This window comes from Rhizobium sp. P1_B8 (assembly GCF_056406515.1).
In genome coordinates, this window is record NZ_JBFTZZ010000034.1 from 72,400 (window position 1) to 99,044 (window position 26,645).

Below are 26,645 nucleotides of genomic sequence, written 5' to 3' on the forward strand. Positions count from 1 at the left end.
AGAAATCGTCGCATCTGGCGGGAAGCAGGATGCTTTTCTGGGGGCTGCTTCCTTCGCCCCGCTTGCGTTGGAGGAAAGCTGGCGATGACCACAAACCGCTTGCCTTGCTGCTCATTTTGTCCATTCGAATCTCCGTTGAAGATGGTGATATAGCATGCCTACGCGGCGCCATTTGCTATTGGTGAGAAATCAACAGGCGCGATCAGCCTACCTTTGCCGATGTGCGATTTTCATCTTGAAGATTTCCCTCGTGAGATCGACCTGACCGGCTTTGATCAATCGGACCATCGCACGGAAATAGCCGCCCGCGTTCTTGATCGGATCAGATCCTGGCGCTGGCCGCGTTTGCATCTGCACCACGTAAACGAGCGTGGCAGACGCACAGAGCGCCCCGATTTCACGGGTTGCTTCCTCCCAGCCGGACGCGGACACCCCAAAAGCGCCCCGCATGCGCGACACGCCCATAATCAGGTCTCGGTCGCTGCGCACGTCGCCTATAAACTCCATCGCATCGGGGCAAGCTGTCCCCAAATCGCCGGCGTTTAAGCTCACACTCGCCCGTTCCGGATCCTTCGGATTATCATTGCCGTTGTTACAAGACTCGTCAGGGGCATATTTGTTGTTGTCTTTGTGGCGGCATGATTTGCCGGCAGAGGCGGCATGAAATTTTCCTTCCGCCTCTTCCCTGATCGTGCGCCAGGCATCTCGGGCGTCGTCCGCCGATCCCGCTCCGGACCTGCGCGGTGTTACTCTGGTAAGCTCAAGGGCACGCGCTCTTAGCTCGCTGACGTCGATGCTCGGGAAAGTCTCTGCAAGTGTCTTGAGCGCCTCCTGCGCCGATCTGCGATGGATGGTGAGTTCGTCGAAGGCCGCTGACCGCTCGCGCTCTTTGTCTTCGATCACCTGGAGCTGATCGTGAAGCTCAGGCAGCCTTGCGAGAAGAGGGGAGAGATCGAAGCCATATGCCTTCACGATTTTGCCCCGCGATCGCTGAGCGAACCGTTTGCCATTCGGACTATCCTTCGCGCCGATCACTCCTGCGTCGAGCAGCCGTTCAAGAGCATAGCGGACAGACCGCTCCGACATCCCTGTGCGCTCGACTAGGAATGCATTCGAGGGCCAGATGAGCATCCGGTTTTCAATCAGCTCTCCGCCGAAGACGCCGACAAGCTGGTCGAGGACGGACCTGCAGTTCGACGACAGTTTCAACACGCGGGCAGCCATGCGCGCTGCCTGATAAAGGTCTTGCTTGTCAGCTGTAGCTGGCTCTGCGGCCGATGATAGTATCGGCTTTAGAGCGCGCCAGCCGGACGACTGTGCGCTTCTCATAGTTATCCCTTTCACAGGGCAACGCTTCGCCGTTCGCCTCAAAGTAGGCGTTGACAAATCAGCGTGATTTGGGATAGCCAGAAGTGCATGTTAGCTCTGGTGTCCCAATGGTCACTATCTAATCTCGAAGGCTCTGGGATTGCAGTCCTGGAGCCTTCAGCGTTTTAAGCCCTTGCTATCGTTCCTGAACCAGTTTTTTGAGGGCAGCCGCAACGGCCTCAGACCGATTGCGGAAGTCACCCGACTTGACCAGTTCGTCCAAAAGTGTCGTCAGACCGGCTTCAATCCATAGAAGCACCTGTTTCTCGCCCTGCGCTTCACGCTTGAACCTATATCTTTCCGACGCTGTCATCTCGGCTGTGCCCATGCTCAAACTTCCGAATCAATCAAATCATCACATCGCTAGTGACGTGCCCGATTCTGCTTGTTTGTGAAAGACCTAAATTTCGGAACCGCAACTTGAAAATCAATCGTACAATGCCCACGCCAATGCGATTGCGATGGGCGACATCTATGTAAAAACTTGGGTTTCGCGATTGCCGGTTTTGCGAAGCCACCAGATCCGACGGCAGCTTGCATGACGTCATAAGATCTCTGTGCCGGTGCGACAGCGTGCGCGCTCAATCCATCCAGAGTCACATCAAGAAGAGCCAGCCCGATTGGACGATCGAACGCTACCAGCCCGAGCCGATTTCACCGCTTCTTGGGAGCGGTTTGAGAAACTCATCTGCTGGATCATATTGGGAATGAATCAAGTCGCGCAGCGACCAAATCAGGAATGCTTTAAGGGCATTTCGCGGCTCAGTCGAAACGTCAACGTGGTCGCTTTCTCGGCAGCTATCTATCGGCCCACGGGGAGGTCGCCTACCTTGCCTCATGGAGAAATGTCGAGCAGTTTCGAACATGCCGAAGACGAAGATCGCACCAGACAATGCGGAAGAGATGCATTTCGTCACCATGACCTTCCGCGGCAAGAATGGTCTCGGAGGTGTAGAATAATCCCCCGGCGATCTCTGACCAGAACCGGTCAGTTCCTACCGACCAAAGCGCGGCCTCCAGCCTATCAGCCGAGCTTGAGACGGTTCGGCGCATCGCCGAAATAAATATTGCGTTTGCTCCTTGGACTTCCACCTTCTTCCGGAAGCGCTTGGTATCGGTCCCTCTCCCACTGGTTCCGGACATCGACCCGCCATCCGAGCCGATCGCGAAAGACGGCGGCGCGTGCCCGAAACATTTCGTCGAAAGCACGTCGATCGGTCTCGAGCATGTCTTTGGTGAGTATCCGCAACATATCCATCCCTCCTGATGTGCTGACGTTTCACAACAGGAAGCCGACCGGGAGCAATCTGGATATTTCACCAGGTTGACCGGTGCTTCGCTTTGCCTTTCATTTTCGCGCAACTCAGCCTGCTGCGATTTCACCACCGGCTACGAAACGTACAATGCCAACGGGACCTTTTCGGCGACAGGAGGACCATAGACCCTACAAATCCAGAACATCACAGACGCTTGAGTAAGCCCTCAATCCGTGCAATCAGGAGAATAGCCATGTCACGCATCACAACGAAGTTCACCGGCCAAACAGGTCGTCGCGGCAAAAAGATCGCTGCAAGACTTCTCATTGCCATCTCCTCCATTATCGCAACCGCTATACCCGCGGCAGCACGACTCGTCTTTTCGTCCGATTGCCGGAACCATCAGCCTATCGCAGTCCCGCCACCACAGAATGCCATCCTGTTCACCAAGCAGCCGGTACCCCATCCGAATGGAACAGCGTCGGTCTTTACGATCAACGGATTGGACACCTATGTCATTCCGGCGGGGGCCAACTCCTGCGTAGTTGCAGCTCCCCATGCCAATGACAATTACTGCTTCATTGCCCGCAACGACAACACAATCGACGGCGTCGGTTTCGCCCCCATTCAAAATCCGGGCGGTCTGACTGCCTGCCAGTAAGAGGCGAAACGCCTCGGCCAAACGGTTCACTCCCCGCGCTTACGCGAAGGTTGAGTCGGGGAGTGGATAACGACGGATTGAGATGCTCGCGCCGCATCACGAAAACCGATACGGAGGCCTGCGTCGGGACGATCTCGTGTTCGGCGGCACGTCCCCCTCACCCGCCGCCTCTCCTGTGCCTCGCGCGATCGACGGCAGGAGCTCTTCGAGTGCCATCTGAAGACATTTGCCGGCATTCTGCAGGCGATGCCTTGGTGACCTTAATCTAATGTTTGGTCAGGCAGGTCCGATGATGCCCCGATGGGCGCACTCACGTCGCAGATTGTTCGTGCTTGCCGACATCAGTGTTCCCTACTTGGGCAGGCGCGCACAAGCCTGATAAAATTGCTCGAAAATGCCAATGAAGTAGAAATCCCTCGTGCAAGATAGAGGCAAAGGGTCGATGATCGTGTGCCTGGCCGAGAGATCCGACCAAGCCGGGCATCCGCATGGATCTTTCATCGTCGACGCGAAATTGCGTTCAGGAAGTGCGGATCTATATAGTCTCGACTGCAATTATCCACCTGTTCGCGGCCGGTTAACCTGACGGCACCAATCAGCCGTCCCTGTAGTAATAGCTGTAGCCGTTGATCGCCGGGGCGCCGCCAAGATGGGCGTAGAGCACCTTTGAGCCCTCGGGGAAGAAGCCCTTTCGCGCAAGATCGATCATCCCCTGCATCGATTTTCCCTCATAAACAGGGTCGGTGATCATCGCCTCGGTGCGCGCCGCGAGTCGGATCGCCTCATTTGTCTCCTCCGAGGGCACTCCATAGGCGGGATAGGCATAGTCAGGGTTGATGACGATCTCGTCTTCACGTACGGACCGGCCAAGGTTCACGAGTTCTGAGGTCGCGTCGACGATCTTTCGCACCTGATCCCGGGTCTGCTGGAGTGTGCCCGAGGCATCAATACCAATGACCCTGTCAGCCCTGTCCATTGCGGCGAAGCCGACGATCATTCCGCCCTGGGTCGAACCGGTGACAACGCAGACGATGATGTAGTCGAAGGTGAAGCCTAGGTCCTTCTCCTGTGCCGCGACTTCCTCGGCGAAGCCGACATAGCCGAGGGCTCCGAACTTATGTACCGAAGCGCCAGCCGGGATCGCATAGGGCTTGCCGCCCGCGTCCTCCACCGACTGAATCGCGTCCTCCCAGCTCTTGCGGATGCCGATGTCGAACCCAGCGTCGACCAGCCGGCTGTCGGCGCCCATCAGTCTCGTCATCAATATATTGCCGACACGGTCATAGACCGCATCGTAGTGAGGTACCCATTTCTCCTGGATGACGACACATTTCATGCCGATCTTCGCGGCAGTCGCAGCCACCATGCGAGTATGGTTCGACTGGACTCCGCCGATCGACACCAGCGTATCCGCGCCGGAGGCGATCGCGTCGGGCACGATATATTCGAGCTTCCTGAGCTTATTGCCGCCCATCGCGAGGCCCGAATTGCAGTCGTCGCGCTTGGCATATATCTCGACCTTGCCGCCCAGCGCCGCAGTCAGCCGTGGCAAGTGCTCGATCGGAGTCGCGCCGAAGGTGAGCGGGTAGCGTTCGAATTTTTCCAACAATGACATCGATCAGGGCCTCCGTGCCGATTTGTGGCCGAAGGCTAGTCGATATCTTTTGAAAGGTGCTCTCTAATTTTGCTGCAAAATCTTTCTCACTTTAGATTATTTTTCGGTATTATACCCCACTTCTTCAACTGTGAGATCCAAAATGAAAGTTTCTTCCACAGAGAATTTCGACGGAATAGACCTCAAGATTTTGCGCGCCCTTCAATCGGAGGGCCGGCTCAGCAATGCCGATCTTGCCGAGCGCGTGAATGTCAGCGCTGCGACTTGCCACAGGCGAACTCAGCGCCTTTTCGAGGAGGGCTACATCACCGGCGTTCGGGCGGAGGTCGCGCCGAGCGCCGTCGGCCTCGGCGCGATGGTGATGGTTGGCGTCGTATTGGATCGCTCCACACCTGAGAGCTTTGGCGCCTTCGAGGGCGCTGTCATGCAGCTGAAGGAAGTGCTGGACTGCAGTCTGGTGGCCGGAGATTTCGATTACCTCCTGAAAATCCGCGTCCGTGACATGGCCGATTTCAACAAGCTGCATGGCCAGAAGCTGATCGCCCTGCCTGGCGTGCGCCAGACGCGCACTTTCTTCGTGATGAAAGAAGTCAAGGAGAACGCGAGGTTGCCCTTCTAGCGTCGTCGGCAGCTATCCGTCTGCCGCGCCATTTCATGGCTGACCAGGATGCCCTGGGCCGGGAGCATTTCCTCCACGACTCGGAGACTGGGTGGGCGCTCCATATCGTGCAGCTGATTGCTCCAGCCGTAGAGCGGTGGCGGACAAAGTGGCGATGACGGTTGGAGCCAAAGCAACGAAGTGCGATATATATAATAATATATTCAGAATTGTATTCTTATAGCTTACTGTTTTCTCACGAGTATAAAGTATTATATTGGATAATTGGCGTTATAGTAAAAAATATATCCGAAGAAGTACGTTGCTTAATTTATCGATTTCATCAAATGTCCTGCCACTCGGCTAACGATATCGCAACGGGACAATCCTTTTCCTATGAATGCTGACCCTTGCAGGAGACATCATCGCCGGTAGGTTTACACAAGGACCACGATGACATGGAGCGGAAAAAGAAATCAGACAAGTACCTTGCCGGCTCGCGCCTGGGGGTAGCGTCCGTCGACCACCGGCAGAAGGACTCTGTGTCGAAGAAGAAGACCATTTTTCAACAATTGCTCTTGGATTGGGCTTACGGTTGCGACCTATTTTATCCAATCCAGCGACTCGAACATTTCGCAAAGGGCGAGGAGGACGACAAAGGCGCTAAAACTCGTAGGTGAGAATTACGATGTATAGAACTGGGAGAGCTCGGACTGGCCGCCACGTTCCCGATTTAATATTCAGTCTTGTTTCCAAATTCCATGGCGAAATCGACGACGCAGTCGCCAACGTTTGCAAACTCCAACAATGGCTCGGCGGGCGGGGTGGAGGCTGTCATGGACGATATCGATGCGACGCAAGCGAAGCACAACGGCGCAAAGGCTTCACAGGTGCAACTAAGGCGGGGACATCGAGAGATGGTAAGAAGTCAATCGAGAACCCCACCCTTATCCGGTACACGCAAGGCGCAGTTCAAAATAGTGCTGCAGGAAGCATATATGCTCGCCTGCCAAAATCAGAAATTTGACCCGCAGGTTTCTCCCATCAAATTACCGCAGAAAAGGAGTTCATTTTCAGTGTTATTATCCTCTTTGAAATGCATTCGCATCGCCGCACTTGCAGCGGCCGGCATGGTGCTGGGCACGCAGATTGCTTTTTCGCAAGAATCGTCCATACGGTCTCAGTGGCTGAACACGCCGGGATCTCGAGTAGAAGCGCTTGCGGTCCTCCAGACCTTGAATTCCGATCTCCTGAGCAACGCCAGTGCTACGTTGACCCTTGACCGCTGGTGCGCGGCGCACAAGCTCGCGCCGGAAGGTTCCAAGATCGTAGCACAGCGTGTCCGCGGGCAAGACAAGCCGGCCGACGAGCACATCCGTGAACTTCTGACCGTCGGACCCGGTGAGCTGATCGCATATCGCCGCGTCCGCTTGGTCTGCGGCGACCGCGTTCTGTCCGAGGCCGATAATTGGTATTTACCTGCAAAGCTAACTGCAGAGATGAATCAGGCGTTGGATACCAGCGATATCGCATTTGGCAGAGCCGTTCAGGCTCTCAATTTCACTCGCACAAACCTGTCTGCCAAGTTGCTCTGGTCCCCTCTATCCGAGGGCTGGGACATGGACGGCTTAGTAGCGCATGAAATCAGTTCCCCTAGCCTGCCGCCGTTCCTGCTCGAACATCGTGCCGTGCTTAAACTACAAGATGGCACGCCGTTTAGCGCCGTGGTCGAAAGATACACGGACAAAGTACTAGACTTTCCAGTTCCGCGCCTGCTTTCTCAATAGAGCTTGTGCGACGGCCATCCAATCATTGTTCGAAAGAGAACGGATGAACGCGAGTCAACCTGATCAGTGACAAGCACTGCAGCTCCGCGTCGATGCTCGGATCGTTGGCGATCTGAAGGACTGACCCGCGAAGCACCATAATGCGGCGACCTATGTCGACCGCGTAGACGACCATGCTCCCGGCAAACAACCTCCTGCACCCAAAAGGCGCTTGCAAATCTCGCTATTAGACGACGGTCTTACGCCTTTTCGATCCGTCGATTAAATATCTCATGCGGACGCTGCGCCGATCGCGTGACGCCATGGTGCGGGCATTGAAGGCACGACGCACCCACGGCCCTCTTGACTGGCTCAGGCGCTACCTCCCGACCGGCAGCAGCGGATACGCATGCTCACGTACTTCAGGTGAAAACTTGTTCGTTGTCTTGCTCATGTTGGGTCGACTTGCTCAGAAGTCGGAGCCTGCGGCAAACCTTGGACGGCCGCCGGTTGGCGGCCGCCCATCGCTCCGCTTGTGCTTTGCGTCATCCGCAATCAGCTACCATTCGTTGTATCCAGTCGACGAAAAAGGATTTCGGCTTTTCGCCGACCGAGATATCGGCAACTTCGCCGCCCTTGAAGATTGCAAGGGTCGGAATGGAGCGCACACCGAACTGTGCAGCAAGTTCCGGGTTCTCGTCGATATTCAGCTTGGCGACCTTGACCTTGCCTTCCATCTCGACGGCGATTTCTTCGATGATCGGAGCGATCATCTTGCACGGGCCGCACCATTCGGCCCAGAAATCGACGACGACGGGTTCTGCGGATTCCAGAACTTCCGACTGGAAGTTATTGATATCGACTTTCACGGATGCCATGATCTTTCCTTTACTAGAGTTTAGCGCCGGCGGGCACATGAGTTGATACATTGCCGAATTCGATGTGATGCACGCTTTAGACCGCGAAACACCTCAAGAACCTGTTTGGGTGTGGTAATGTTTCTCAGCGCTCGACCTCCTAGTTCTTCAGTTTCAAGTGGCTGCGAGTAAGATATCACGGCCCGGCGACACTCCAGATGAGGATGAGTTCATGACCGATGAAAGGTAGCGCGATGCTCACCTTATGATACGAGTTCGGGAGGTGCGCGAGCGGGCGGCTCATCGTAGGTGGCTTGGACTATGTTGGCGACTTCGAAGATTATGTCGCGGGTTCCTCGATAAAGGATGCTCAGTTTATGCTGGCTGCCTATGCGGTCGAAGACAGGAAAACCAACTCGCATCAGCGGAACTGCGAGGCGTTCGGCGGCCTGTCGACCGTGGGAGTGCGTGACGAGTAGATCAGCGTCCGCGGCGAGCTGTTCCAAGTCACCAAGATCACCCACCTTGACCGTATCGGTTGGTACTATTTGCAGCACCTTCGAGTCCCCGGTCGTAGTGACCGCGGCTGTAATGACCGCCCCCATGCCGATAAAGAGTTGGGCGAACTGCAAGAGCTGGTCGGGCTCGCACGCGATGGCGACCTTCTTTCCTGCGAAATGAAAATGCCCGCTGAGCATCGCCTCCTGCAACTGCATGCGGCCACGACGGACAGCCGCCGGCGTGTTGTCGTGCGAAATCGCTGCAAGGAGCCAGGCGAAACGGTCGGCGTTAATCAGGCCCGTGAGAGATCCGAACATCACGTATGGCAATCCAGTTAGACCCTGCAAAGCTTCAGCCGGTCGGCGCATCTGTTCCCCGACGGCGATGCATTGTGTTGCCGCCCCGAGGTCGCGGATATGCTCCACCTTCGCGCCACCGCGTGCGATCGGAATCCATCGATCGCGGACAGCTTCGTCAGGCCCGCCGGACACGTCAGGCAAAATGAGGGGCGTTAAGCCGAAGCTCTCAACCGTTTCCCGCAGATGCTCTACATCGGCAACTGTCATGTTTGAGCCGGGCAGGATCACAACCTTCGCCGGGTCGCGGTCCTGCGTCCCGGGCAGCGTGATTGCCTCGATCATAGCCGTAACAGCCTTCGACCATCCCTCCTCCATCGCCCCTGCGAAGTCGGGAGTGCGTGCGAGGACCACTTCAGTATCAATGAGTTTTCTCGGGCGCGCTCCTTTGGCGTTGATGATATCACCTGCGATATCTTCGTCGCGAGTTTCTGCCACGGCGGTGGTGCAGATCCCGATCAGCCGCGGCCACGTGCGAGCTTTTAGCTTGACGAGAGCTTTCTCGAGAAAATCCGCGCCGCCCACCACCGTCGCGATCTGGTCCATTGCGGTAGTCTGCAGCGGGACCATATGCTTGAAATGCCTCACGAGCAGCACCAGTGCAAAACTGCTACATCCCTGGCTGCCATGGAGTATTGGCAGCGCACCATCGACGCCCAGGAAGGCCAAGGCAGCGCCCAATGGTTGAGACAACTTTAGAGGGTTGATCGCTGCCGTTTTTGTTGGGGTCAGGATAACAGCCATAATTTTTACCTCAGTGGAAACCACCTGTCGCCTCGTCGGCAGACCTCATATTAATGCTTGATTCCGCCGATCTCACGGCGTAACGAACTGCTTCCAAGGCGCCGGTTTGCGCAACTGCGCCCAGACCGGGTTGTGGATTGCCAAATCGATCTGGCGTGCTAGTTCCACCATGCCTTCGTACCCGGCGTAAGCATGCTGGCGTTCCTGATTCACGTCTAGCCAAGGAATTTTCGCCTCAAGCGCGACGAACTGAGTGCGTCCGCCTGACAGCATGATATCAGGCTTGTGTTCGCGTAACATCGCATAGAGCTCGCTCGCTGCCATCGATTGGTGAAGGTGGTTCTCGTCCTTCAGCATCTGCTTGATTCTCTCCTTGTCCCTGGTCGTCGATTTCCTGATGGATGTACCGACAATTTCCATGCCGATTTCGATGAGTGCGTGCACGATGGACCAGGATTTCACCCCGCCGGTGTTAAGATGAACGCGCTTCCCCTCAAGCCGACGCCGATACGCTTCCAGCTTCTTCCAGGCCCTCTCCTCCTCTTCTGCTAAGAGAGCCTCGACGTGGTGGAGCAACGCGGAACCAGCGCCCTTCTTTACGAGCAGTTGGGCGATCCGCCGCAGGGATTCAGAGGTGCTGGAAATGCCGTAGAAGGAGCCTTCGAAAAATGGAATGTTCCAGCGTTCTTCCATCTTGCGAGCAAGATTGATGAGAGCAGTGGAGCACACCATCATAGCTGCACGCGAGCGGTGGGCGGAAGCCACCTGCGCGTAGCGCGCGTCGCCGGGAATACAGGCGCGGACACGGATACCAAGTCGGTCCAACAGCGGTTTCACGAACCAGAATTCCCCCGAGAGGTTGAATTCGCCGAGTATATTGATGTCGCATGGACCCGGGTCGTCGGCCTCCACCGTGCCTATGACGTGCTCGAGCAGAGCCTCGCCGGCAAGCCGAGTACCGAGGTTCTTCGAACCGCCGAAGCCCGGCGACTTCACCGGCACCACTGGTATTGCGAACTTCTGCGCTGCGTGTCTGCAGACCGCAGCGATGTCGTCACCGATCAGCTCGGTGACACATGTTCCGTAGACGAAGATTGCCGCCGGCGCATACCCCTCTTTGATCTCGCCGATTGCCTTGAGAAGCTTTCGCTCACTATCTCCCGTCACTATCTCGAGTTCGGTAAGATCAGTGGTGAAACTTGTGCGCCAAAGAACTGGACCTGACGATGCGGCGCCTCGGTTGTCCCAGGAATTGCCTTCGCACGCGAGCGGCGCGTGGACGAGATGCGCGACATCAGTGATTGGCTGCAGCACGACCTTAGCTCCGTCGAAGGCACAGCCACCGCCGGCTGCTGATCCCTGCGACGCCTCGTGACATGCCCCCTTGGTTTCCTTACTGCGGAATACCTCGCCGGAGGCATCTCGCATTTGCATCTCGATCGATGACATCGCGCAACCTTCCAATGCAGTGGCGGGATGGCCGGCCGACGCCGGCCAAGGATTTTAGCGTGTGAGGTCGTACGAAACGCCCTGACACATGGTGTCCTCATCAAGCCTGTCGAAGATCTTGTCGAGAATAACCGTTAGAAGACGCAATCCGCCTTGGTAGCCCATGAGAGGAAAGCGATGATGATGATGGCGGTCGAAAATCGGAAAGGTAAGCCGAACCAGTGGCGTGTCAGTGTCACGCTCGAGATACTTGCCATAGGAATTGCCGATCAGCAGATCCACTGGTTCCGTCAAAAGAAGCGAGCGCATTGCCCAGAGGTCTTTGCCAGCCCACACCTGCGCACCTCCGCCGAAGGGAGAGGACGCGAGCAATTCCTTCATCTCCGCTTCCCAGGCTGCGGTGCCGTTGGTGGCAAGGCAATGTGTGGGCTGGCCACCGGTTTCCATGACAAAGCGCGCCATTGAGTAGACGAAGTCAGGATCGCCGTAGATTCCGTATTTCTTGCCATGCAACCAGGATTGACTATCGGCCATGGCATCGACCAACCGACCCCGATCACGATCGATAGCTTCGGGAATATCCCTCTTGGAAAGCTCGGATATCTTCATCAGGAATTCGTCCGTGCCCCCAATGCCCAGCGGGTAGTGGAACGAAGCAGTCGTCTGACCAAGCTCGCGACAATAGTCCAACGTCTTGCGCGTATTGTAGTGTTGCAGCGATATTGTCGCCTCCGCATGTTTGGCTGCCTTCACGTCCTCGATCTTTGTCCCTCCATCATACATGCGGTACTCGCCGTCGGAAGGTGTGTCGAACTGGTCCGAGGCGTCTTGAATGAAAATGTAGGTCACTCCCATCGTGTCGAGCAGGCGCTTGATTTCTCGATTGTTGCCAACGCAGAAACCGTCGAAGCCTGGAATAATGTTGATGAGTGCTGGCGTCGGCACGCGTTCGGTGCTTTTCCAGAAATTTTCCAGAATGCCTTTGACCATGCTGTCGTAACCATCGACATGGCTGCCGACGAAGGCTGGGGTGTGGGCGAAGGGCACGTCGAAATCGGCTGGAACGGAGCCTTCATTTTTGGCGTTTTCAATGAAGCCGTGAAGATCATCCCCAATGACCTCGGCCATGCAAGTCGTCGAGACCGCAATCATCTTGGGGTCGTAGAGCTGATAGGTATTGGCGAGCCCGTCGATCATATTTTTCAAGCCGCCAAACACAGCCGCGTCCTCTGTCATCGAAGACGAAACTGCGGACGACGGTTCCTTGAAATGGCGTGACAGGTGCGAGCGGTAGTACGCCACACAGCCCTGACTGCCGTGAACAAACGACATCGTCCGCTCGAAGCCAGCCGCTGCGAAAACCGCGCCGAGCGGCTGGCAAGCCTTCGCGGGGTTTACGACCAGGGCTTCGCGAGCCAGATTCTTTTCTCGATATTCCCATGTCGAGGTGAATTCGTATTGCGCGTCGACGACCTTATCCGGATGCGGACATTCGAACTTCAACTTCTTGCGGGCGAACATTTTCTCGTATTCCGGCTCGCAGAACAGAGGAACATGATCGAGAACTTTCTCGGCCGATTGCGGCATAGTTTTCATCCTTTTTCGCCGCGAGTGCGGCTGCGTGGACTTTGGGAGATGTCTAAAATGTTGTCGCTCAGCAAAAATTATTCATCATCCCGGCCACAACTGCAGACACCGCCTGCATCGGAGCAGTGCGTTTCTTTCCATGGCGGGTCGTAGAGGCCCCAGACCGGATTGTTGATGGCAAGATCCATGTCTCGGGCGAAAATGGCGAAGCCGTCATAGCCGTGATACGGACCAGAATAATCCCAAGAATGCATCTGACGGAACGGTATGCCCATTTTTTGAACCGGGTATTTTTCCTTGATGCCCGAGCCTACGAGGTCCGGGCGAATGGCCTCGATGAAGCTCTCGAGCTCGTAGCCGGTCACATCATCGTAGATAAGCGTACCTTTTTTGACATAATGGCCCGTGCGCTCGTAATCGTCGCCGTGGCCAAATTCGTAGCCCGTACCAACGATCTCCATTCCAAGATCCTCGTAGGCGGTGATGACATGGCGGGGACGCAATCCGCCGACGTAGAGCATCACAGTTTTGCCAATAAGGCGCGGACGGTACTTCTCCGTCACCGCCTGCACGAGAGGTTGGTATCTGGTGATGAGTGCTTCGGCCTTATCTTGGGTCTCCGGCCCGAAAAACGCGGCGATATTGCGCAAAGAGGCTTCGATCTGGGAAGGACCAAAAAAGTTGTACTCCATCCAGGGAATGCCGTACTTTTCCTCCATATGCCGAGCGATGTAATTCATGGACCGGTAGCAGTGAATAAGGTTGAGCGTGGCTTTCGGTGCACGCTCCACCTCCGCGAGTGTGGCATCTCCCGACCAATTGCCGACCACCCGCAACCCCATATCCTCCAGCAGAATGCGTGAAGCCCATGCATCGCCGCCGATATTGTAGTCACCTATGACATTAACGTCGAAAAAGCTGGGTTCGAAGTCGGTCTCTTTTTTATCGAAAACCCAGTCGCGTATCGCGTCATTGGCGATATGATGGCCAAGCGATTGCGACACGCCACGAAACCCTTCGCATCGCACCGGCACGATCGTTTTGTCGTGCTCCTTGGCCTTCTTGCGCGCCACAGCTTCAATATCGTCGCCGATCAATCCGATTGGACACTCGGACTGCAAGCTGACACCATTGTTCAGTGGAAACAGTTGCTCAACTTCATCGATGAGCTTCTCGAGCTTTTTGTCGCCACCAAAAACAATATCCTTTTCTTGAAAGTCAGACGTGAATTGCATGGTGACAAAGGCTTCGACACCCGTCAGACCGACGTAATAGTTGCGGCGTTGCGACCAGGAATAGTGGCCACAACCGACGGGCCCATGCGATATATGGACCATATCCTTGATCGGGCCCCACACGACACCCTTCGAGCCGGCATAAGCGCAGCCGCGAACGGTCATCACGCCCGGAATGGACTTGATGTTGGATTTCACCCCGGTCTCGCAAAGCGCATCGGAGCCCTGCTCGGCTTCCTCTCGGCCCTTCGCCACGCCAAGGTGCTTTTTGCGGCGCTTAGCCGTCTTATCCGGATACTGGGAGAGTACCTCATCTATAAGCCTGGAGTTGAAATCACCGTCGTTCTCGTAGTCGAGGCTCATAGGGCCTTTCCTCTCTCGAAGGTTCGCATGGAGCCTCGACAAGGAGGCATGGTTAGTCGACTAACGCGCTTTGTCATCCGCGCCGCCCTATCTGGGACGACTATGGCGCCAAACCCGCCTGCACCTCTTTAACGAGAAGTTCTTCGAGCATCTGCTCGTCCGACTTCATGATTCCGAAGTCGAGCAGCATGTCCTCCAGCTCCTCCATGGTGATAGGAGTAGGGATAGTGCCCTTTCCCGAATTGGAGTGGATCTTCTCGGCTAGCCATCGATATTCCGCCGCCTGTTTGGAGCGTGGCGCGTATTGGATCACGGTCATCTTTCTAAGCTCCGCGTGCTGGACAATGTTGTCGCGCGGCACGAAGTGAATAAGCTTCGAATTGAGCTTGGCAGCCAGCGCTTCCGCGAGGTCTAATTCTCGGTCGGTCTGCCGCTCATTACAGATCAGGCCGCCCAGCCGTACGCTTCCGGCGCTGGCGTATTTGAGGATGCCCCTCGCAATGTTGTTTGCAGCATACAGGGCCATCATCTCACCGGACATGACGATGTAAATTTCCTGAGCCTTGTTCTCGCGGATGGGCATAGCAAAGCCCCCGCACACCACGTCTCCGAGCACGTCATAGGAGACGTAGTCGACATCGTCATAGGCGCCGTTTTCTTCCAGGAAGTTGATCGACGTGATGACCCCCCGTCCGGCGCAGCCGACGCCGGGTTCAGGGCCGCCCGACTCCACACATTTGATGCCGCCGTAGCCTGTTTTTAGCACATCGCCGAGTTCCAGATCTTCGACTGAACCCTTCGTTGCGGCGAGATCCAGAACCGTGCCCTGCGCTTTGGAGTTCAGGATCAATCGCGTCGAGTCAGCTTTTGGGTCGCAGCCGACGATGAGGATTTTCTGCCCGAGTTCGACAAGGGCAGCGAGCGTATTCTGGGATGTAGTGGATTTGCCAATGCCTCCCTTTCCGTAAAACGCGATCTGACGCAGAGCAGCCATTCTTACTTCCTTTTCGTGTTCGAACCGTCCGAGGCGATGCCGCGACATCGGACGCGGCTGGTTCCGTCGCAGCCCAAGAACAATTTTCAAGCGCCGTGCCAATTGAGCTGATTGATAAGGCAGAACGGAAACTGGTGCTCCCGCAAACACTTAGGGGGGATAAAATACCGGACCGAAGAATCCTGAGTCGTGTCACGAAGCCGACAAAATTGACGACAATGTCACACATATGTCGTGAGGCCCTCGGAGAGCCACGGTAACTCTGCGCAAGCACGTCTCCGTCGAATGAGCCGCACTTGACGCAAATGCTGGCAATTGGAAAGTGGCGCGGAGCTCTAGCGAAATCGTTTGCGGTCAAAAAATCGCGCAAGCAGTGTTGCACCGCTGCCAAGCGCATGCAGCCACCCATGTCGCAAACCTGACAAAGCTTTCGCACTGTGGACCAATAGCAAACTCGACCCGCCCGAAACTCGCGAGTTAATCACCGCGCAATCGGCCTGGCACGACGAGTGCTAGGACCGACCGAGACACAAACTACATTTCGGTTGGAGCCAAAGACAGCATGAACATCGTGGTCTGCATAAAGCAAGTGCCTGACTCCGCACAGATCCGGGTTCATCCGGTTACGAACACGATCATGCGCCAGGGAGTGCCGACAATCATCAATCCTTACGATCTTTTCGCCTTGGAAGAAGCTCTTAAACTGCGTGACCGGCATGGGGGTAAAGTCACTGTGCTTACCATGGGTCCGCCCATGGCAAAACAAGCGCTGGAGAAAGCTCTGGCATACGGCGCAGATGAAGCGGTACTCCTGAGCGACCGTCACTTCGCCGGGTCAGACACCTTGGCAACTTCATTTGCTATCTCGCGAGCTATCACGAACCTTGGACTCCGCCATGCGCCTGAAATCGTGTTTACTGGCAAGCAGACGATCGACGGCGATACTGCGCAGGTGGGGCCGGGGATTGCCAGGCGTCTCGAACTGCAACAACTGACCTACGTAACGAAAATTGTTTCAGTCGATCTTCATGCCCGAGAGATCACGGTGGAGCGCCGTTCGGAAGGCGGCACACAAATGCTGAAGAGCCAACTGCCGTGCTTGATCAGTGTCCTTGAAGGCGTCAACGCCATCCGTCGAGGCTCCGTCGCTGACGCGTTGCGTGCCGCACGCGCGCAAATACCGACCTGGCGTGCAGCCGACGCCGGTATTGTGGAGATAGCTAATTGCGGCTTGAGAGGATCACCGACCGTCGTCAAGCGCGTATTCGCCCCCACCCCACGGGCCGAAAAAGCAATCCAAATCGAAGTAAACGATGACCAGTGCGGTCCGCTGGCTGACGAAATAATCGCATCGATCTTCGAGCACCAGCCCCCATTGGAAGCGAGCTTTCAACCGAATGGGCTCACGTGAGAAACAAGGAGCATAAATGGAAGCCCACCAAGCTGAAAGTCAGTCTCCAATGGTCAGTCGCGCCAGCGCGAAGAAGGAATTGCCCAGACACTTCCGCGACAATCGGCACGTCTGGGTTTTCATCGAGCTGGAACGAGGCCAAGTGCATCCCGTGTCTATTGAACTACTCGGTGAAGGGCGCAAGCTTGCCGATAAGCTTGGCGTTCAACTGGCGGGAGTGGTTATTGGAACCGCGGAAGGCCTGGGAGTTCGGTCTGCCATTGCAGAGGCGTTCGCTTACGGGGCCGATCTCGCCTACCTCGTCGAGTCGCCGCTGCTATCGGACTACCGAAACGAGCCCTTCACCAAAGCTCTCTCAGACCTGGTCATCCTTCATAAGCCGGAAATTCTGCTTCTTGGCGCCACCTCGCTTGGGCGAGATCTTGCCGGTTCTGTGGCAACTACTTTGGAAACAGGGCTTACGGCTGACTGCACCGAATTGGATGTCGATGCAGACGGCTCGCTCGCAGCGACCCGGCCGACATTTGGCGGTTCGCTGCTGTGCACGATCTACACTCTCAACTCTCGCCCGCAAATGGCGACAGTGCGACCCCGGGTCATGGCCACCCCCAAACGCGTGACCCATGCGATTGGACCTATCATTCGGCATGACTTGATGATGATTGAGGAAGAGATTGTCACAAAGGTTCTCGGCTTCCTTCCGGATGAACGATCGGAAAAAATCAACCTCGCCTATGCAGATATCGTGGTCGCTGGCGGGCTTGGTATTGGCACCGCCGAGAATCTGGAACGTGTGATGCTTCTAGCGAGGACGATTGGCGGTGAATTCGGCTGCTCCCGACCTTTGGTTCAAAAAGGTTGGATGGAGGTTGATCGACAGATTGGCCAAACGGGCCAGACGATCCGGCCCAAGCTCTATCTTGCGGCTGGAATATCAGGGGCAGTCCAACATCGGGTTGGTGTCGAAGGGGCTGACTTGATCGTTGCCATCAACACCGACAGCAACGCCCCGATCTTCGATTTCGCCCATGTTGCAGTTGTGGCTGATGCCATCGGTCTTCTGCCGGCGCTGACCGCGGCGTTCACCAGGCGAATACCGCCGCATAACCAATCGATGCAAGTAAACTGAGGTGTGGCTGATGAAGGGCGAGAAATTTGACGCGATTGTCGTCGGGGCAGGTATGTCGGGTAACGCGGCTGCTTATGCGATGGCCATGCGTGGTCTGAAAGTGCTGCAGTTGGAGCGCGGCGAGTACCCGGGTTCGAAGAACGTTCAAGAAGCGATACTGTACGCCGACGCGCTGGAAAAGATCATTCCAGACTTCCGCGATGACGCGCCTCTTGAACGGCATCTCGTCGAGCAGCGCTTCTGGATCATGGACGGCGCGTCGCACACCGGAATTCACTATCGGTCGGATGACTTTAACGAACGGAGGCCAAACCGATACACGATCATCCGTGCCCAATTCGATAGATGGTTCTCGGCCAAGGTGCGAGAGGCCGGATGCACCGTTCTCTGCGAGACATTGGCCACAAGACTTATCCAGGATTCAAGCGGCAACGTCACAGGCGTATGCACCGACCGCCCCGGCGGGGCCATTCTTGCCGACGTCGTGGTGCTTGCTGAGGGGGTGAACGGCTTCCTAGGAACACTAGGACGTTTGCGCGAAACGCCCAAGCCGGACAGCGTGGCACTTGCCGTGAAAGAGATGCATTTCCTACCGGAGGAAGTTATCGCAGAACGCTTTGGCCTGACTGCAGACGAAGGCTGTGTGATCGAGGCAGGTGGGACAATTTCACGGGGAGTCCCGGGGCTTGGCTTTCTGTATACGAACAAGGAATCCATCTCGATTGGGATAGGATGCCTCGTTTCCGGTTTGGCCGCAGCCATGGAAAGGCCATACGACATTCTTGAAGCCTTCAAGCACCATCCTTCGATCCGACCATTGATCGCCGGGTCTGAGGTGAAGGAATATGCTGCGCATCTCATTCCGGAAGGCGGTTATACGGCTATCCCACAGCTCTTCGGCAATGGGTGGGTCGTGGTTGGAGACGCGGCCCAGTTGAACAACACCGCACATCGCGAGGGCTCGAACCTCGCAATGACATCAGGGTATCTGGCGGGTAAAGCGATTGCAGACGTAAAGGATCGCGGCGGCTCGATGGTGAAAAGCAACTTGGCTTTGTACAAGAGCATGCTCGACTCATCCTTCGTCATCAAAGATCTGATGAAGCATAAAGAGATGCCAAGGTTTCTCCATGCCAACAGCCAGAACTTGTTTGTTTCATATCCAAAGTTGATATCTAAGGCTGCGCAAAGTTTCGTCCGTGTCGACGGAACTTCAAAACTCGACAAGGAAAAGGCCACGTCTGCCGCCTTCTTGAAAGCACGATCCCGGTGGGGATTAATTTCAGACGCAGTCCGGCTCGCCCGCGCGTGGCGCTAAAAGGAGATCCAGATGAAGGCCATCGTTAAACGGCGTGTTGAGGACAAGCTTTACCAGAACCGATATCTGGTTGACCCGGGCCGCCCACACATATCGGTCAGGAAACACCTCTTTCCAAGCCAAAACCTAATCGCCTTGACGCAAGTGTGTCCGGCGAAATGCTACCAGCTGAACGACAGACGTCAGGTAATCATCGTTTCCGATGGCTGCTTGGAATGCGGGACATGCAACGTGTTATGCGGACCCGACGGCGACATTAAGTGGACGTATCCACAAGGTGGGTTCGGCGTTCTCTTCAAGTTTGGATGAACAGCTTCTTTTGTAAGTTGATAGAGCCATTCGTTGGCCCAGCGCATGGTAAGCAAGCAATGACGAATCGGCTGGTGGAGCGCCCTACCAATTTGTAATTTTTATTGACCTTCGAAGTCCAATATGTAGCGCGGAGGACGTTCCAGGATTGTCCTGAGTGCCTAAAGCACTCTCAACCACGTGCTGAATGGAGTAGTTCCGTGGCTGGATCAGATGATGAGAAGATGCCCAAATCTGCAGTGCGGCCGGGTGCTGAGATTGTCGGCGAGAGTGCCGCACTCAAGGAGGTTTTTGAAATCGCCCAGATTGTCGCAAGGAGCAACACGCCTGTCCTGTTGCGAGGTGAGAGCGGCACGGGCAAAGAATTCTTTGCAAAGCTGATACACGATTCCTCGCCGCGCCGCGAAAAGCCCTTCGTAAAGTTGAATTGCGCTGCGCTGTCGGCAGGCGTTCTGGAATCGGAACTATTCGGGCACGAGAAAGGCGCCTTCACCGGCGCTGCCTCTCAGAAAGTAGGTCGGTTCGAGCTGGCGCACGGTGGAACTTTGCTGCTCGACGAAATAGGAGAAATCTCGGCTGAGTTTCAGACCAAGTTGCTGCGCGTTTTGCAGGAAGGCGAACTTGAGCGTGTCGGTGGGACGAGAACATTGAAAGTAAATGTCAGGTTGGTATGCGCGACCAATAAGGATCTCGAAACGGCCGTGGCGGCGGGAGAATTCAGAGCCGACCTATATTACCGGATCAATGTCGTACCGATCACTTTGCCACCACTGAGGCAACGCGACGGTGACATCCCGCGTTTGGCCCAAGTATTCCTTCGGCGTTTCAACAAGGAGAACGGCCGTTCGTTAAGCTTTGCACCCTCCACACTTGATATCCTTTCGAAATGCGAGTTCCCGGGCAATATTCGTGAGCTGCAAAACTGCACACAGAGGACCGCAACTCTCGCCCGTTCGGACATCATCGTTCCTCAAGATCTCGCCTGTGAACAGGGTCGATGCTATTCCCCGCTCCTCAAAAAGGCGGTTGCCGAGCGAGTTGGCAAGGGCGCAGTTCATGGGCTCGCTCGAGGTGAAACCGTGTCAATGGGAGAGCCGCGTGATGCCGCCGTCTTCGCGGCCGAAGCCGTAATGGGACACTCAGGTCTGATCGGCAGAGAACGGTTGGAACAGGCGATGGCGACGGCCGGAGGGAATCAGGCTAAGGCTGCGCGGCTCCTTGGTCGTACGCCGCGACAGGTCGGTTACTCTCTGCGCCGGCACGGGATCGAACGAAAACTCTTCTAGTCAAGGAGGTCATTGGTGCAGACCTGCTGCGGCAGGTCGCGCCCAACTGACGCCCGGCAATTCTAGTTTCCCCCACCCGACAAGGTCTACCAAGCGGCCCTGTCGTGTCTCCGACGAAACCTGTAGCAAAGAGGTCTAAACCGGACAACGAAGAGCATATCCAGCTGGCAGGGTGACGTTTCTCAGACTGGCATCGCTCTTGCTCGCGGAACTGAGCTTTCAAGCGTCATTGGAGTTCGTAATGTCCAGAGGGATGAGTAAGTGTAGGATCACCAACACAGCACCTGCCGCACGTGAGTCGGAGGCAACAACGTTCGGTGACCATGCGTCTTCGTCCCGTGGTAGTTCAGAGCCGAATGCTATGGCTCCAGCAATCATTGAAAAGATCAAAGACCACCCGTGCTTCTCGCGGGAGGCGCATCTCTATTTCGCGCGGATGCATCTCGCGGTCGCACCAGCCTGCAATATCCAATGCAATTACTGCAATCGAAAATACGACTGCGCAAACGAAAGCAGGCCAGGAGTAGCATCCCATAGGCTCACTCCCGACCAGGCGCTGCGCAGGGCCATGGCGGTCGCCAACGAAGTGCCGCAGCTTTCGGTGGTGGGCATCGCCGGGCCAGGCGATGCCTGCTACGATTGGAGGAAAACAAAGGCGACGCTCATACCGATCGCCCGGGAAATCCCTGACGTCAAGCTTTGCATCTCGACCAATGGTCTCGCACTTCCTGAACACGTCGACGAGCTTGTCGACATGAATGTCGGGCACGTGACGATCACCATCAACATGGTAGATCCGAAGATCGGGACCAAGATCTACCCCTGGATATTCTATGACGGCCGCCGCTACAACGGTATCGACGCGTCCAGGATCCTTCATGAGAGGCAAATGTTGGGGCTCGAAATGCTGGCAGAACGCGGCATCCTCATCAAGGTCAATTCCGTGATGATCCCAGGCGTCAACGACGAGCATCTCATCGATGTTAACAAGTGGGTCAAGGACAGGGGTGCGTTCATGCACAACGTAATGCCCCTGATTTCAGAGCCTACACATGGCACTTTCTATGGCATGAACGATCAGCGTTGCCCTACACCTTCCGAACTAATCGCGCTCCGGGACCGGCTTGAAGGCGACACGAAGGTGATGCGCCATTGCCGCCAGTGCCGTGCCGATGCAGTCGGTCTGCTCAGTGATGATCGCGCAAACGAATTCAAGATTTCCCAACTCCCAGCTGAAGCGACCAACGACAGTGGCAAGCGCCATGCCTATCGCAAGTTGATCGAGCGCGAGCGACGCGCCCAAACATTGGAAGCAAGGGGCGCGGCCATACCGGTCTCAGGTCCATCTGACGAACTTCTCCTTATTGCTGTAACCACCAAAGGTGGAGGCCGGGTCAATGAACATTTCGGTCACGCGCAGGAACTACAAATTTTCTCAGTCTGTCAAAAAGGCATCGGATTGATTGGTCACCTGAAGATCGACCCGTACTGCCTTGGTGGATGGGGGGAGGAGGCTACTCTCAACAGTATCATCAATGCGCTCGAAGGCTTAGATTTGCTGATTTGTTCTCAGATCGGCAATGGCCCTACGAATAAACTCGCACGCCGAGGTGTTCCAGCAACGGGCGCTTATGGCGGCTCCTACATCGAGCAGGCAATCGACGCTCATTATAGCGCGGTGCTTCACCACGACGCTTCAGCACCACGACTTGAGACACACTTTGACTAAACCAGAGGAGCTGAATCATGGCCTTCAAAATCATCGCCTCACAATGCACCCAATGCGGCGCATGCGAATTTGAGTGCCCCTCAGGCGCAATCAGTTTCAAAACTGACAGATTCGTGGTCGATCCTAAAATATGCACGGAGTGCAGGGTTGAGTTCGCCGCGCCCAAATGCAGAGCCATTTGCCCCATGCCGAACACCTGCGTCCCTGCCTGAAAAGCCCTACTAAACGATGGCAAAAGGGCTCGCCTGCGAAAGCATTCTGGCGCAGGCGGGCATCCTCCTCGACAGCAACTCTTGCTGCAACAATGAGGTGGCTGAGCGTGGCAGCATCGCCGGGTCGCACGGGTGCGAGATGGAGAAAATTTACGGGTGTGAAAAAGGAGGTACAGCCCATGAAAGCAATGATCCGCAGAAATGGGGTCTGCTTATCAATCTATATGTCCAAAAAGGATGTCGAGGAGCCGGTTGTCGCGGTGGAGAATCATGACTTGTGGGGCGGCTTTGTATTGCTGAGGAACGGGTGGCTCCTCGCCCTCCCCGACCTCCCGCGGAGCACCCGCTTACCCATCACAGTCGAGGCAAAGAAGCGATCCGATCACGACTGACGCGGCACGCCGAATTTGCGGGGTTGCGCGACTGACTTGGTGACGAAATAGCCGACGGCGAACGTCCACGTCTGCTTCCGGCCACATAGCGCGATCGGCAACAAGGTACCGATTTCGCTTATGAACGGCTCATCGGCCCCCGCCGAACTGAACCCCGGAAAATTCCAGCTCCCGCTGGCCCAAAATCGGGTAGCACCTCAAAATGGGCCAGAGCTTACTTCAAAATGGATTATTTCAACGGGGCAAGCGAAGAACTTTTCAGCCGTTGCCGGGAACTACTGCGCCGATGCAAGCAAAGGCTTGTCTAACCATACAGACCAAAGCATTGATCTTCCGTCGGGATGCGCTCCACCAATGAGCGTCAGCGCAAAAGGCGGCGTCGCAGCAAGGCTGTCGATAAAAAGAATGGGATGACGATGTATATGCAAAGTGCGCCGACGTGCAGGCAGACATCCACCACGGGGTGACCGAGCATTATCGGACGTATGAGGTCGATCGAATGCGACAGAGGAAGAAATCGCGCAGCCGTCTGAAAGACAATTGGCAGTTGATCGACTGGAAAGACGGCACCCGAGAGGAACAATATAGGTGTGATAACAAGCGTCTGATAAAAGATGAAATAATCATAGCTCGGAGCAAGGGCTGTGACGACCATCCCGAGGCTTGCAAAGGCCAAACCCGTCAGCGCGATAACCGGAAGCGCATATAGCAGCGAAAGCCATTGCGTGTAGCCCAGAACAGCCGCGACCATGCCTATCCCAGCACCCGCCAGCGCGGCCTTCGTTGCCGCCCAGGCCATTTCACCGAGAACGATATCGCCTAGCCTCAGCTGTGTGTAGAGCATCGCTTCCCAAGTTCGCTGACCCTCCATCCGGCCGAAAGCCGCGTAAATCGTCTCAAAGGTTGCAGCAGTCATCGCACTTGTCGCGACCATTCCAGCTGCCAAGAAAGCAGTATAAGAAACGCCACCGACGCGGCCCACCATCACGCCCAAACCAGCGCCAAGACCGAACAGGTAGATCAAGGGTTCGGCCAAATGACCCAGAAGCGACGCCAGCGCCGCCTTCTTCCATGCAAGATAATTTCGACGCCAGACAGCAACCCAGTTCAAGCCGCCGGCCGGTAATGCCGTTACGCTATCTCCACTCATTGCTACTTCTCCATCTCACGTCCGGTTAACCGCAAGAAGACGTCCTCCAAGTTCGGCGGACGCTCGAGAAGGCGCAGACCCCTGTGTCCGCGCAGTTGCGCCCGAACCTGTTCTGGGTCGGGGGTGTAGCAGAACAGGGTCTCGCCACTGATTTCGATGCGCCGTGCGTTTGGCTTGATCAAAAGCCTAAGCTCCTGTGGGTTTCCGCCATAAATCTCGATAACGGGGCAGCCGATCTGCTCCTCTATCAGGTCAAAGGGGCGGCCTTCGGCTATTTTAACTCCACCTTCGAGCACGCACAGCCGATCACATAAGCGTTCGGCCTCTTCCATGATGTGGGTCGTCAGGAGGATCGTCTTTCCTCGTGCCAAGAGCGATCGCAACCGTTCCCAGATCAGGTGGCGCGCGTGCGGATCGAGGCCGGTTGTCGGTTCATCCAGTATGAGGATCTGAGGGTCATTGATCAGCGCGCGCGCCAATGTGAGGCGCCGCTTCATGCCTCCCGAAAGATCCGCCACCCGCGTATCTGCCTTGGTTTCAAGCCGCGCAAATTCCAGCAAGGAGGGCACGACTGCTTCGATCTCGCGGGCCTTCATGCGGAAGTAGCGGCCGTAGACAAAAAGATTTTCCCGAACCGTGAACTCCATATCGAGATTGTCGAACTGTGAAACGACACCGATACGCGCGCGTGCCGAACGAGCCTGCCCCGGCACCTGCATTCCGAGCACCGAGATGTTTCCCGCATCAGGCAACGTCATTCCCAGAATCATACGGGTAATCGTGCTTTTTCCGGCGCCGTTCGGACCTAACAGGCCAAAACACTCTCCTGGAGCAATCTTGAAAGACAACCCGTCGACTACAGCCTTGCCCTGGTATGACTTTGTAACGCCAGCGAGCTCGACCGCCATGGAAGACATCGAGCCTAAAGGGGAGCCGAATCCGTCTGAAACCGAAAGGCACTGTCGCCCTGGAAGGTTGCTCTGGCGGCGGAGCGTCTCAGCCACAGCTGCCTGTAGATCCGATTGACCGTTCATGTGGTTCCTAAGGTTGGCAAGATGCGGCGACACAGCGATTATTCGCCGCTGAAAGTAGCTTCGGGGGCCGAAAGCATTGGAGTTTCGGAGGCTTTCTGCGTCCGAACGGCGCCTGAAGCGTTGACTCCTGAGCCGCGTGACAGCCAGTCACTGTTGGACAACGTGCAGAGGGCATAAGCCTTCACCGGCAGTAATAGAAAGACGTTCACGAGCGTGTGCAGCGAGAAACCAAGAAATCTAAGCTGCCTGGCACGATAAGCAGCTACGCCGCATCGTATCAGTGTCAACGATCCAATCGTTCCTATCGTCCACCAGGGCAGTGAACCGGTCAGGGCGAACTGTGCTAGACCCGCCAGTACGGACAATGCGAGCAGAAGAGGGCCGGCATTCTGCCCGACGACGTCCAAAGTCAGATACCAGTTCATGCCACGGAGGAGGTGAAGTCCGAGCAGGGTATCTCGGAATGTACTCCGTGCCCAACGCAGTTGCTGGCGCAGATAGGCAGCCAAACCGTCAGGAACGACGGTTGCGGCGATGGCGCTTGGGACATATTCGGTACGGAAGCCGGCGCTTAGCATTAGAATGGTCAGATGACGGTCCTCGCCAAAGTCACTCGGCTTTCCCCTATAAAGCTGCGTCTCGTATTGATCAAGAAGCAAGACGAAGGCGGACCGGCGGTACATGGCACAGGGTCCACAGCAACACATCACGGCACCGAAGCGTCCCTGCGCGGCGCGCTCCTCATTGCAGGCCAGCCAGTACTCCATGTCGATCAATCGGGTCAGCCACGAGTCGTTCTGATTGCTTGCTACAAGCTGCCCCATCACCGCACCGACCGCCGGATCGCGCATTTTCTGACTGAGTTTGGAAACAACATCGCTGGCGAGAGTGGTGTCTGAATCCACATTCAGGATGAGGTCCCCGGATGATCGGGAAATGGCGGCGATTTGCGCTTTGCGCTTTCCGACATTCCTGGGCAGCATGATGAATTCAAATCTCGCGTCACCCGCATAGACGATCTGCTCGGCTACCACCGCGTCACGGTTTCTGGAACCGTCGTCAACCACAACAACGCGCAATACCCCCGGATAGTCCTGGTTGGCGAGGGATGCCAGGCAATCGGACAGGACGCGCGGGCTCTCGTTAAATGAAGGCACAATGATGTCCACACTTGGCAACGAGCTCTCTTCGACGGTGTTTTCCGCTGTTTCCGACTTGAGAGTTCGCCGAGCATGAAGGACCTGTACACTCCTATAGGCGGAGGAAAGCAGTCCATAAAGCGAGACGGCGGCGATGCTGGTTGTTTCAAGCAAGGTCATGGTTTC

At 56.0% G+C, this 26,645-nt stretch carries 23 protein-coding genes and 1 pseudogene; 11 read left to right on the top strand and 13 right to left on the bottom strand.

Annotated elements, in window-relative coordinates; all coding sequences use genetic code 11:
* Positions 1 to 207: 207 nt before the first annotated feature.
* From repC to AC1D2N_RS30175, 3 genes and pseudogenes are all read right to left on the bottom strand, one after another.
* Positions 208 to 1,329 (bottom strand): plasmid replication protein RepC, encoded by a 1,122-nt coding sequence (gene repC, locus AC1D2N_RS30165; protein ID WP_065276874.1) that lies wholly within the window; start codon positions 1,327 to 1,329, stop codon positions 208 to 210.
* A gap of 175 nt (positions 1,330 to 1,504) precedes the next feature.
* Entirely contained in the window at positions 1,505 to 1,696 is a 192-nt protein-coding gene (locus tag AC1D2N_RS30170) for a ribbon-helix-helix domain-containing protein (protein ID WP_065276875.1), read from the bottom strand.
* 783 nt (positions 1,697 to 2,479) lie between these two features.
* A pseudogene (locus AC1D2N_RS30175) lies at positions 2,480 to 2,620 on the bottom strand (acyl-homoserine-lactone synthase); the annotation flags it as partial.
* 257 nt (positions 2,621 to 2,877) lie between these two features.
* Here AC1D2N_RS30175 and AC1D2N_RS30180 point away from each other — a divergent pair.
* The gene (locus AC1D2N_RS30180; protein ID WP_065276877.1) at positions 2,878 to 3,285 is read left to right on the top strand and encodes a hypothetical protein; all 408 of its coding nucleotides are present in this window, start codon (positions 2,878 to 2,880) and stop codon (positions 3,283 to 3,285) included.
* A gap of 595 nt (positions 3,286 to 3,880) precedes the next feature.
* Here AC1D2N_RS30180 and AC1D2N_RS30185 read toward each other — a convergent pair.
* Positions 3,881 to 4,900: a 1-aminocyclopropane-1-carboxylate deaminase gene (locus AC1D2N_RS30185; RefSeq protein ID WP_065276878.1), complete on the bottom strand. Its 1,020-nt coding sequence runs from the start codon at positions 4,898 to 4,900 to the stop codon at positions 3,881 to 3,883.
* Between the two features lie 142 nt (positions 4,901 to 5,042).
* Between AC1D2N_RS30185 and AC1D2N_RS30190 the strand changes: the two genes are divergently transcribed.
* On the top strand, positions 5,043 to 5,519 hold the full coding sequence (locus tag AC1D2N_RS30190) for an Lrp/AsnC family transcriptional regulator (protein ID WP_032491855.1): 477 nt from the start codon (positions 5,043 to 5,045) through the stop codon (positions 5,517 to 5,519).
* A 1,109-nt stretch (positions 5,520 to 6,628) separates the two neighbouring features.
* Positions 6,629 to 7,285 (top strand): hypothetical protein, encoded by a 657-nt coding sequence (locus tag AC1D2N_RS30195; RefSeq protein ID WP_065277122.1) that lies wholly within the window; start codon positions 6,629 to 6,631, stop codon positions 7,283 to 7,285.
* Positions 7,286 to 7,809: 524 nt separating this feature from the next.
* Here AC1D2N_RS30195 and trxA read toward each other — a convergent pair.
* The 6 genes from trxA to nifH all read right to left on the bottom strand — a co-directional run bounded on the left by trxA (position 7,810) and on the right by nifH (position 15,350).
* Positions 7,810 to 8,142, bottom strand: a complete 333-nt coding sequence (gene trxA, locus AC1D2N_RS30200) for a thioredoxin (protein ID WP_032491853.1) — start codon at positions 8,140 to 8,142, stop codon at positions 7,810 to 7,812.
* A 242-nt stretch (positions 8,143 to 8,384) separates the two neighbouring features.
* A complete protein-coding gene (nifN, locus tag AC1D2N_RS30205) occupies positions 8,385 to 9,722 on the bottom strand; it encodes a nitrogenase iron-molybdenum cofactor biosynthesis protein NifN (protein WP_032491852.1) in 1,338 nt (445 codons plus the stop codon).
* 72 nt (positions 9,723 to 9,794) lie between these two features.
* A complete protein-coding gene (gene nifE, locus AC1D2N_RS30210) occupies positions 9,795 to 11,171 on the bottom strand; it encodes a nitrogenase iron-molybdenum cofactor biosynthesis protein NifE (RefSeq protein WP_032491851.1) in 1,377 nt (458 codons plus the stop codon).
* 54 nt (positions 11,172 to 11,225) lie between these two features.
* Positions 11,226 to 12,758, bottom strand: a complete 1,533-nt coding sequence (gene nifK / locus AC1D2N_RS30215; protein WP_032491850.1) for a nitrogenase molybdenum-iron protein subunit beta — start codon at positions 12,756 to 12,758, stop codon at positions 11,226 to 11,228.
* Positions 12,759 to 12,835: 77 nt separating this feature from the next.
* Entirely contained in the window at positions 12,836 to 14,356 is a 1,521-nt protein-coding gene (nifD, locus tag AC1D2N_RS30220; protein ID WP_032491849.1) for a nitrogenase molybdenum-iron protein alpha chain, read from the bottom strand.
* Between the two features lie 100 nt (positions 14,357 to 14,456).
* Entirely contained in the window at positions 14,457 to 15,350 is an 894-nt protein-coding gene (nifH, locus tag AC1D2N_RS30225) for a nitrogenase iron protein (protein ID WP_003563197.1), read from the bottom strand.
* Between the two features lie 562 nt (positions 15,351 to 15,912).
* Here nifH and AC1D2N_RS30230 point away from each other — a divergent pair.
* The 8 genes from AC1D2N_RS30230 (at position 15,913) to nifT (ending at position 23,136) form a co-directional block, all read left to right on the top strand.
* Entirely contained in the window at positions 15,913 to 16,761 is an 849-nt protein-coding gene (locus AC1D2N_RS30230; RefSeq protein WP_032491857.1) for an electron transfer flavoprotein subunit beta/FixA family protein, read from the top strand.
* Positions 16,762 to 16,777: 16 nt separating this feature from the next.
* Positions 16,778 to 17,890, top strand: coding sequence for an electron transfer flavoprotein subunit alpha/FixB family protein (locus AC1D2N_RS30235; RefSeq protein ID WP_032491865.1), 1,113 nt, complete (start codon positions 16,778 to 16,780; stop codon positions 17,888 to 17,890).
* 10 nt (positions 17,891 to 17,900) lie between these two features.
* Complete coding sequence (locus tag AC1D2N_RS30240; RefSeq protein ID WP_477982573.1) at positions 17,901 to 19,208, top strand: FAD-binding protein; 1,308 nt, start codon at positions 17,901 to 17,903, stop codon at positions 19,206 to 19,208.
* A gap of 12 nt (positions 19,209 to 19,220) precedes the next feature.
* Positions 19,221 to 19,517 (top strand): ferredoxin family protein, encoded by a 297-nt coding sequence (locus tag AC1D2N_RS30245; protein ID WP_032491859.1) that lies wholly within the window; start codon positions 19,221 to 19,223, stop codon positions 19,515 to 19,517.
* Positions 19,518 to 19,717: 200 nt separating this feature from the next.
* On the top strand, positions 19,718 to 20,803 hold the full coding sequence (nifA, locus tag AC1D2N_RS30250; RefSeq protein WP_032491860.1) for a nif-specific transcriptional activator NifA: 1,086 nt from the start codon (positions 19,718 to 19,720) through the stop codon (positions 20,801 to 20,803).
* Between the two features lie 241 nt (positions 20,804 to 21,044).
* Positions 21,045 to 22,532 carry a nitrogenase cofactor biosynthesis protein NifB gene (gene nifB / locus AC1D2N_RS30255; RefSeq protein WP_032491861.1) on the top strand — a complete coding sequence of 496 codons (1,488 nt, stop codon included), beginning with the start codon at positions 21,045 to 21,047 and terminating at the stop codon, positions 22,530 to 22,532.
* A 17-nt stretch (positions 22,533 to 22,549) separates the two neighbouring features.
* Positions 22,550 to 22,744, top strand: coding sequence for a 4Fe-4S binding protein (locus AC1D2N_RS30260; protein WP_032491862.1), 195 nt, complete (start codon positions 22,550 to 22,552; stop codon positions 22,742 to 22,744).
* A 179-nt stretch (positions 22,745 to 22,923) separates the two neighbouring features.
* A complete protein-coding gene (gene nifT, locus AC1D2N_RS30265) occupies positions 22,924 to 23,136 on the top strand; it encodes a putative nitrogen fixation protein NifT (RefSeq protein ID WP_032491863.1) in 213 nt (70 codons plus the stop codon).
* A gap of 361 nt (positions 23,137 to 23,497) precedes the next feature.
* Here nifT and AC1D2N_RS30270 read toward each other — a convergent pair whose 3' ends face one another.
* The 3 genes from AC1D2N_RS30270 to nodC are packed head-to-tail and all read right to left on the bottom strand — an operon-like array spanning position 23,498 to position 26,639.
* Positions 23,498 to 24,286 (bottom strand): ABC transporter permease, encoded by a 789-nt coding sequence (locus AC1D2N_RS30270; protein ID WP_065277155.1) that lies wholly within the window; start codon positions 24,284 to 24,286, stop codon positions 23,498 to 23,500.
* A 2-nt stretch (positions 24,287 to 24,288) separates the two neighbouring features.
* A complete protein-coding gene (nodI, locus tag AC1D2N_RS30275; protein ID WP_081295651.1) occupies positions 24,289 to 25,320 on the bottom strand; it encodes a nodulation factor ABC transporter ATP-binding protein NodI in 1,032 nt (343 codons plus the stop codon).
* A gap of 38 nt (positions 25,321 to 25,358) precedes the next feature.
* Positions 25,359 to 26,639, bottom strand: coding sequence for a chitooligosaccharide synthase NodC (gene nodC, locus AC1D2N_RS30280; RefSeq protein ID WP_064649245.1), 1,281 nt, complete (start codon positions 26,637 to 26,639; stop codon positions 25,359 to 25,361).
* Positions 26,640 to 26,645 lie beyond the last annotated feature (6 nt).

Excerpts from the sequence above, each read along its gene's own strand:
- repC (WP_065276874.1), bottom strand. The coding sequence starts at position 1,329 with ATGAGAAGCGCACAGTCGTCCGGCTGGCGCGCTCTAAAGCCGATACTA.
- AC1D2N_RS30170 (WP_065276875.1), bottom strand. The coding sequence starts at position 1,696 with ATGGGCACAGCCGAGATGACAGCGTCGGAAAGATATAGGTTCAAGCGT.
- AC1D2N_RS30180 (WP_065276877.1), top strand. The coding sequence starts at position 2,878 with ATGTCACGCATCACAACGAAGTTCACCGGCCAAACAGGTCGTCGCGGC.
- AC1D2N_RS30185 (WP_065276878.1), bottom strand. The coding sequence starts at position 4,900 with ATGTCATTGTTGGAAAAATTCGAACGCTACCCGCTCACCTTCGGCGCG.
- AC1D2N_RS30190 (WP_032491855.1), top strand. The coding sequence starts at position 5,043 with ATGAAAGTTTCTTCCACAGAGAATTTCGACGGAATAGACCTCAAGATT.
- AC1D2N_RS30195 (WP_065277122.1), top strand. The coding sequence starts at position 6,629 with ATGGTGCTGGGCACGCAGATTGCTTTTTCGCAAGAATCGTCCATACGG.
- trxA (WP_032491853.1), bottom strand. The coding sequence starts at position 8,142 with ATGGCATCCGTGAAAGTCGATATCAATAACTTCCAGTCGGAAGTTCTG.
- nifN (WP_032491852.1), bottom strand. The coding sequence starts at position 9,722 with ATGGCTGTTATCCTGACCCCAACAAAAACGGCAGCGATCAACCCTCTA.
- nifE (WP_032491851.1), bottom strand. The coding sequence starts at position 11,171 with ATGTCATCGATCGAGATGCAAATGCGAGATGCCTCCGGCGAGGTATTC.
- nifK (WP_032491850.1), bottom strand. The coding sequence starts at position 12,758 with ATGCCGCAATCGGCCGAGAAAGTTCTCGATCATGTTCCTCTGTTCTGC.
- nifD (WP_032491849.1), bottom strand. The coding sequence starts at position 14,356 with ATGAGCCTCGACTACGAGAACGACGGTGATTTCAACTCCAGGCTTATA.
- nifH (WP_003563197.1), bottom strand. The coding sequence starts at position 15,350 with ATGGCTGCTCTGCGTCAGATCGCGTTTTACGGAAAGGGAGGCATTGGC.
- AC1D2N_RS30230 (WP_032491857.1), top strand. The coding sequence starts at position 15,913 with ATGAACATCGTGGTCTGCATAAAGCAAGTGCCTGACTCCGCACAGATC.
- AC1D2N_RS30235 (WP_032491865.1), top strand. The coding sequence starts at position 16,778 with ATGGAAGCCCACCAAGCTGAAAGTCAGTCTCCAATGGTCAGTCGCGCC.
- AC1D2N_RS30240 (WP_477982573.1), top strand. The coding sequence starts at position 17,901 with ATGAAGGGCGAGAAATTTGACGCGATTGTCGTCGGGGCAGGTATGTCG.
- AC1D2N_RS30245 (WP_032491859.1), top strand. The coding sequence starts at position 19,221 with ATGAAGGCCATCGTTAAACGGCGTGTTGAGGACAAGCTTTACCAGAAC.
- nifB (WP_032491861.1), top strand. The coding sequence starts at position 21,045 with ATGTCCAGAGGGATGAGTAAGTGTAGGATCACCAACACAGCACCTGCC.
- AC1D2N_RS30260 (WP_032491862.1), top strand. The coding sequence starts at position 22,550 with ATGGCCTTCAAAATCATCGCCTCACAATGCACCCAATGCGGCGCATGC.
- nifT (WP_032491863.1), top strand. The coding sequence starts at position 22,924 with ATGAAAGCAATGATCCGCAGAAATGGGGTCTGCTTATCAATCTATATG.
- AC1D2N_RS30270 (WP_065277155.1), bottom strand. The coding sequence starts at position 24,286 with ATGAGTGGAGATAGCGTAACGGCATTACCGGCCGGCGGCTTGAACTGG.
- nodI (WP_081295651.1), bottom strand. The coding sequence starts at position 25,320 with ATGAACGGTCAATCGGATCTACAGGCAGCTGTGGCTGAGACGCTCCGC.
- nodC (WP_064649245.1), bottom strand. The coding sequence starts at position 26,639 with ATGACCTTGCTTGAAACAACCAGCATCGCCGCCGTCTCGCTTTATGGA.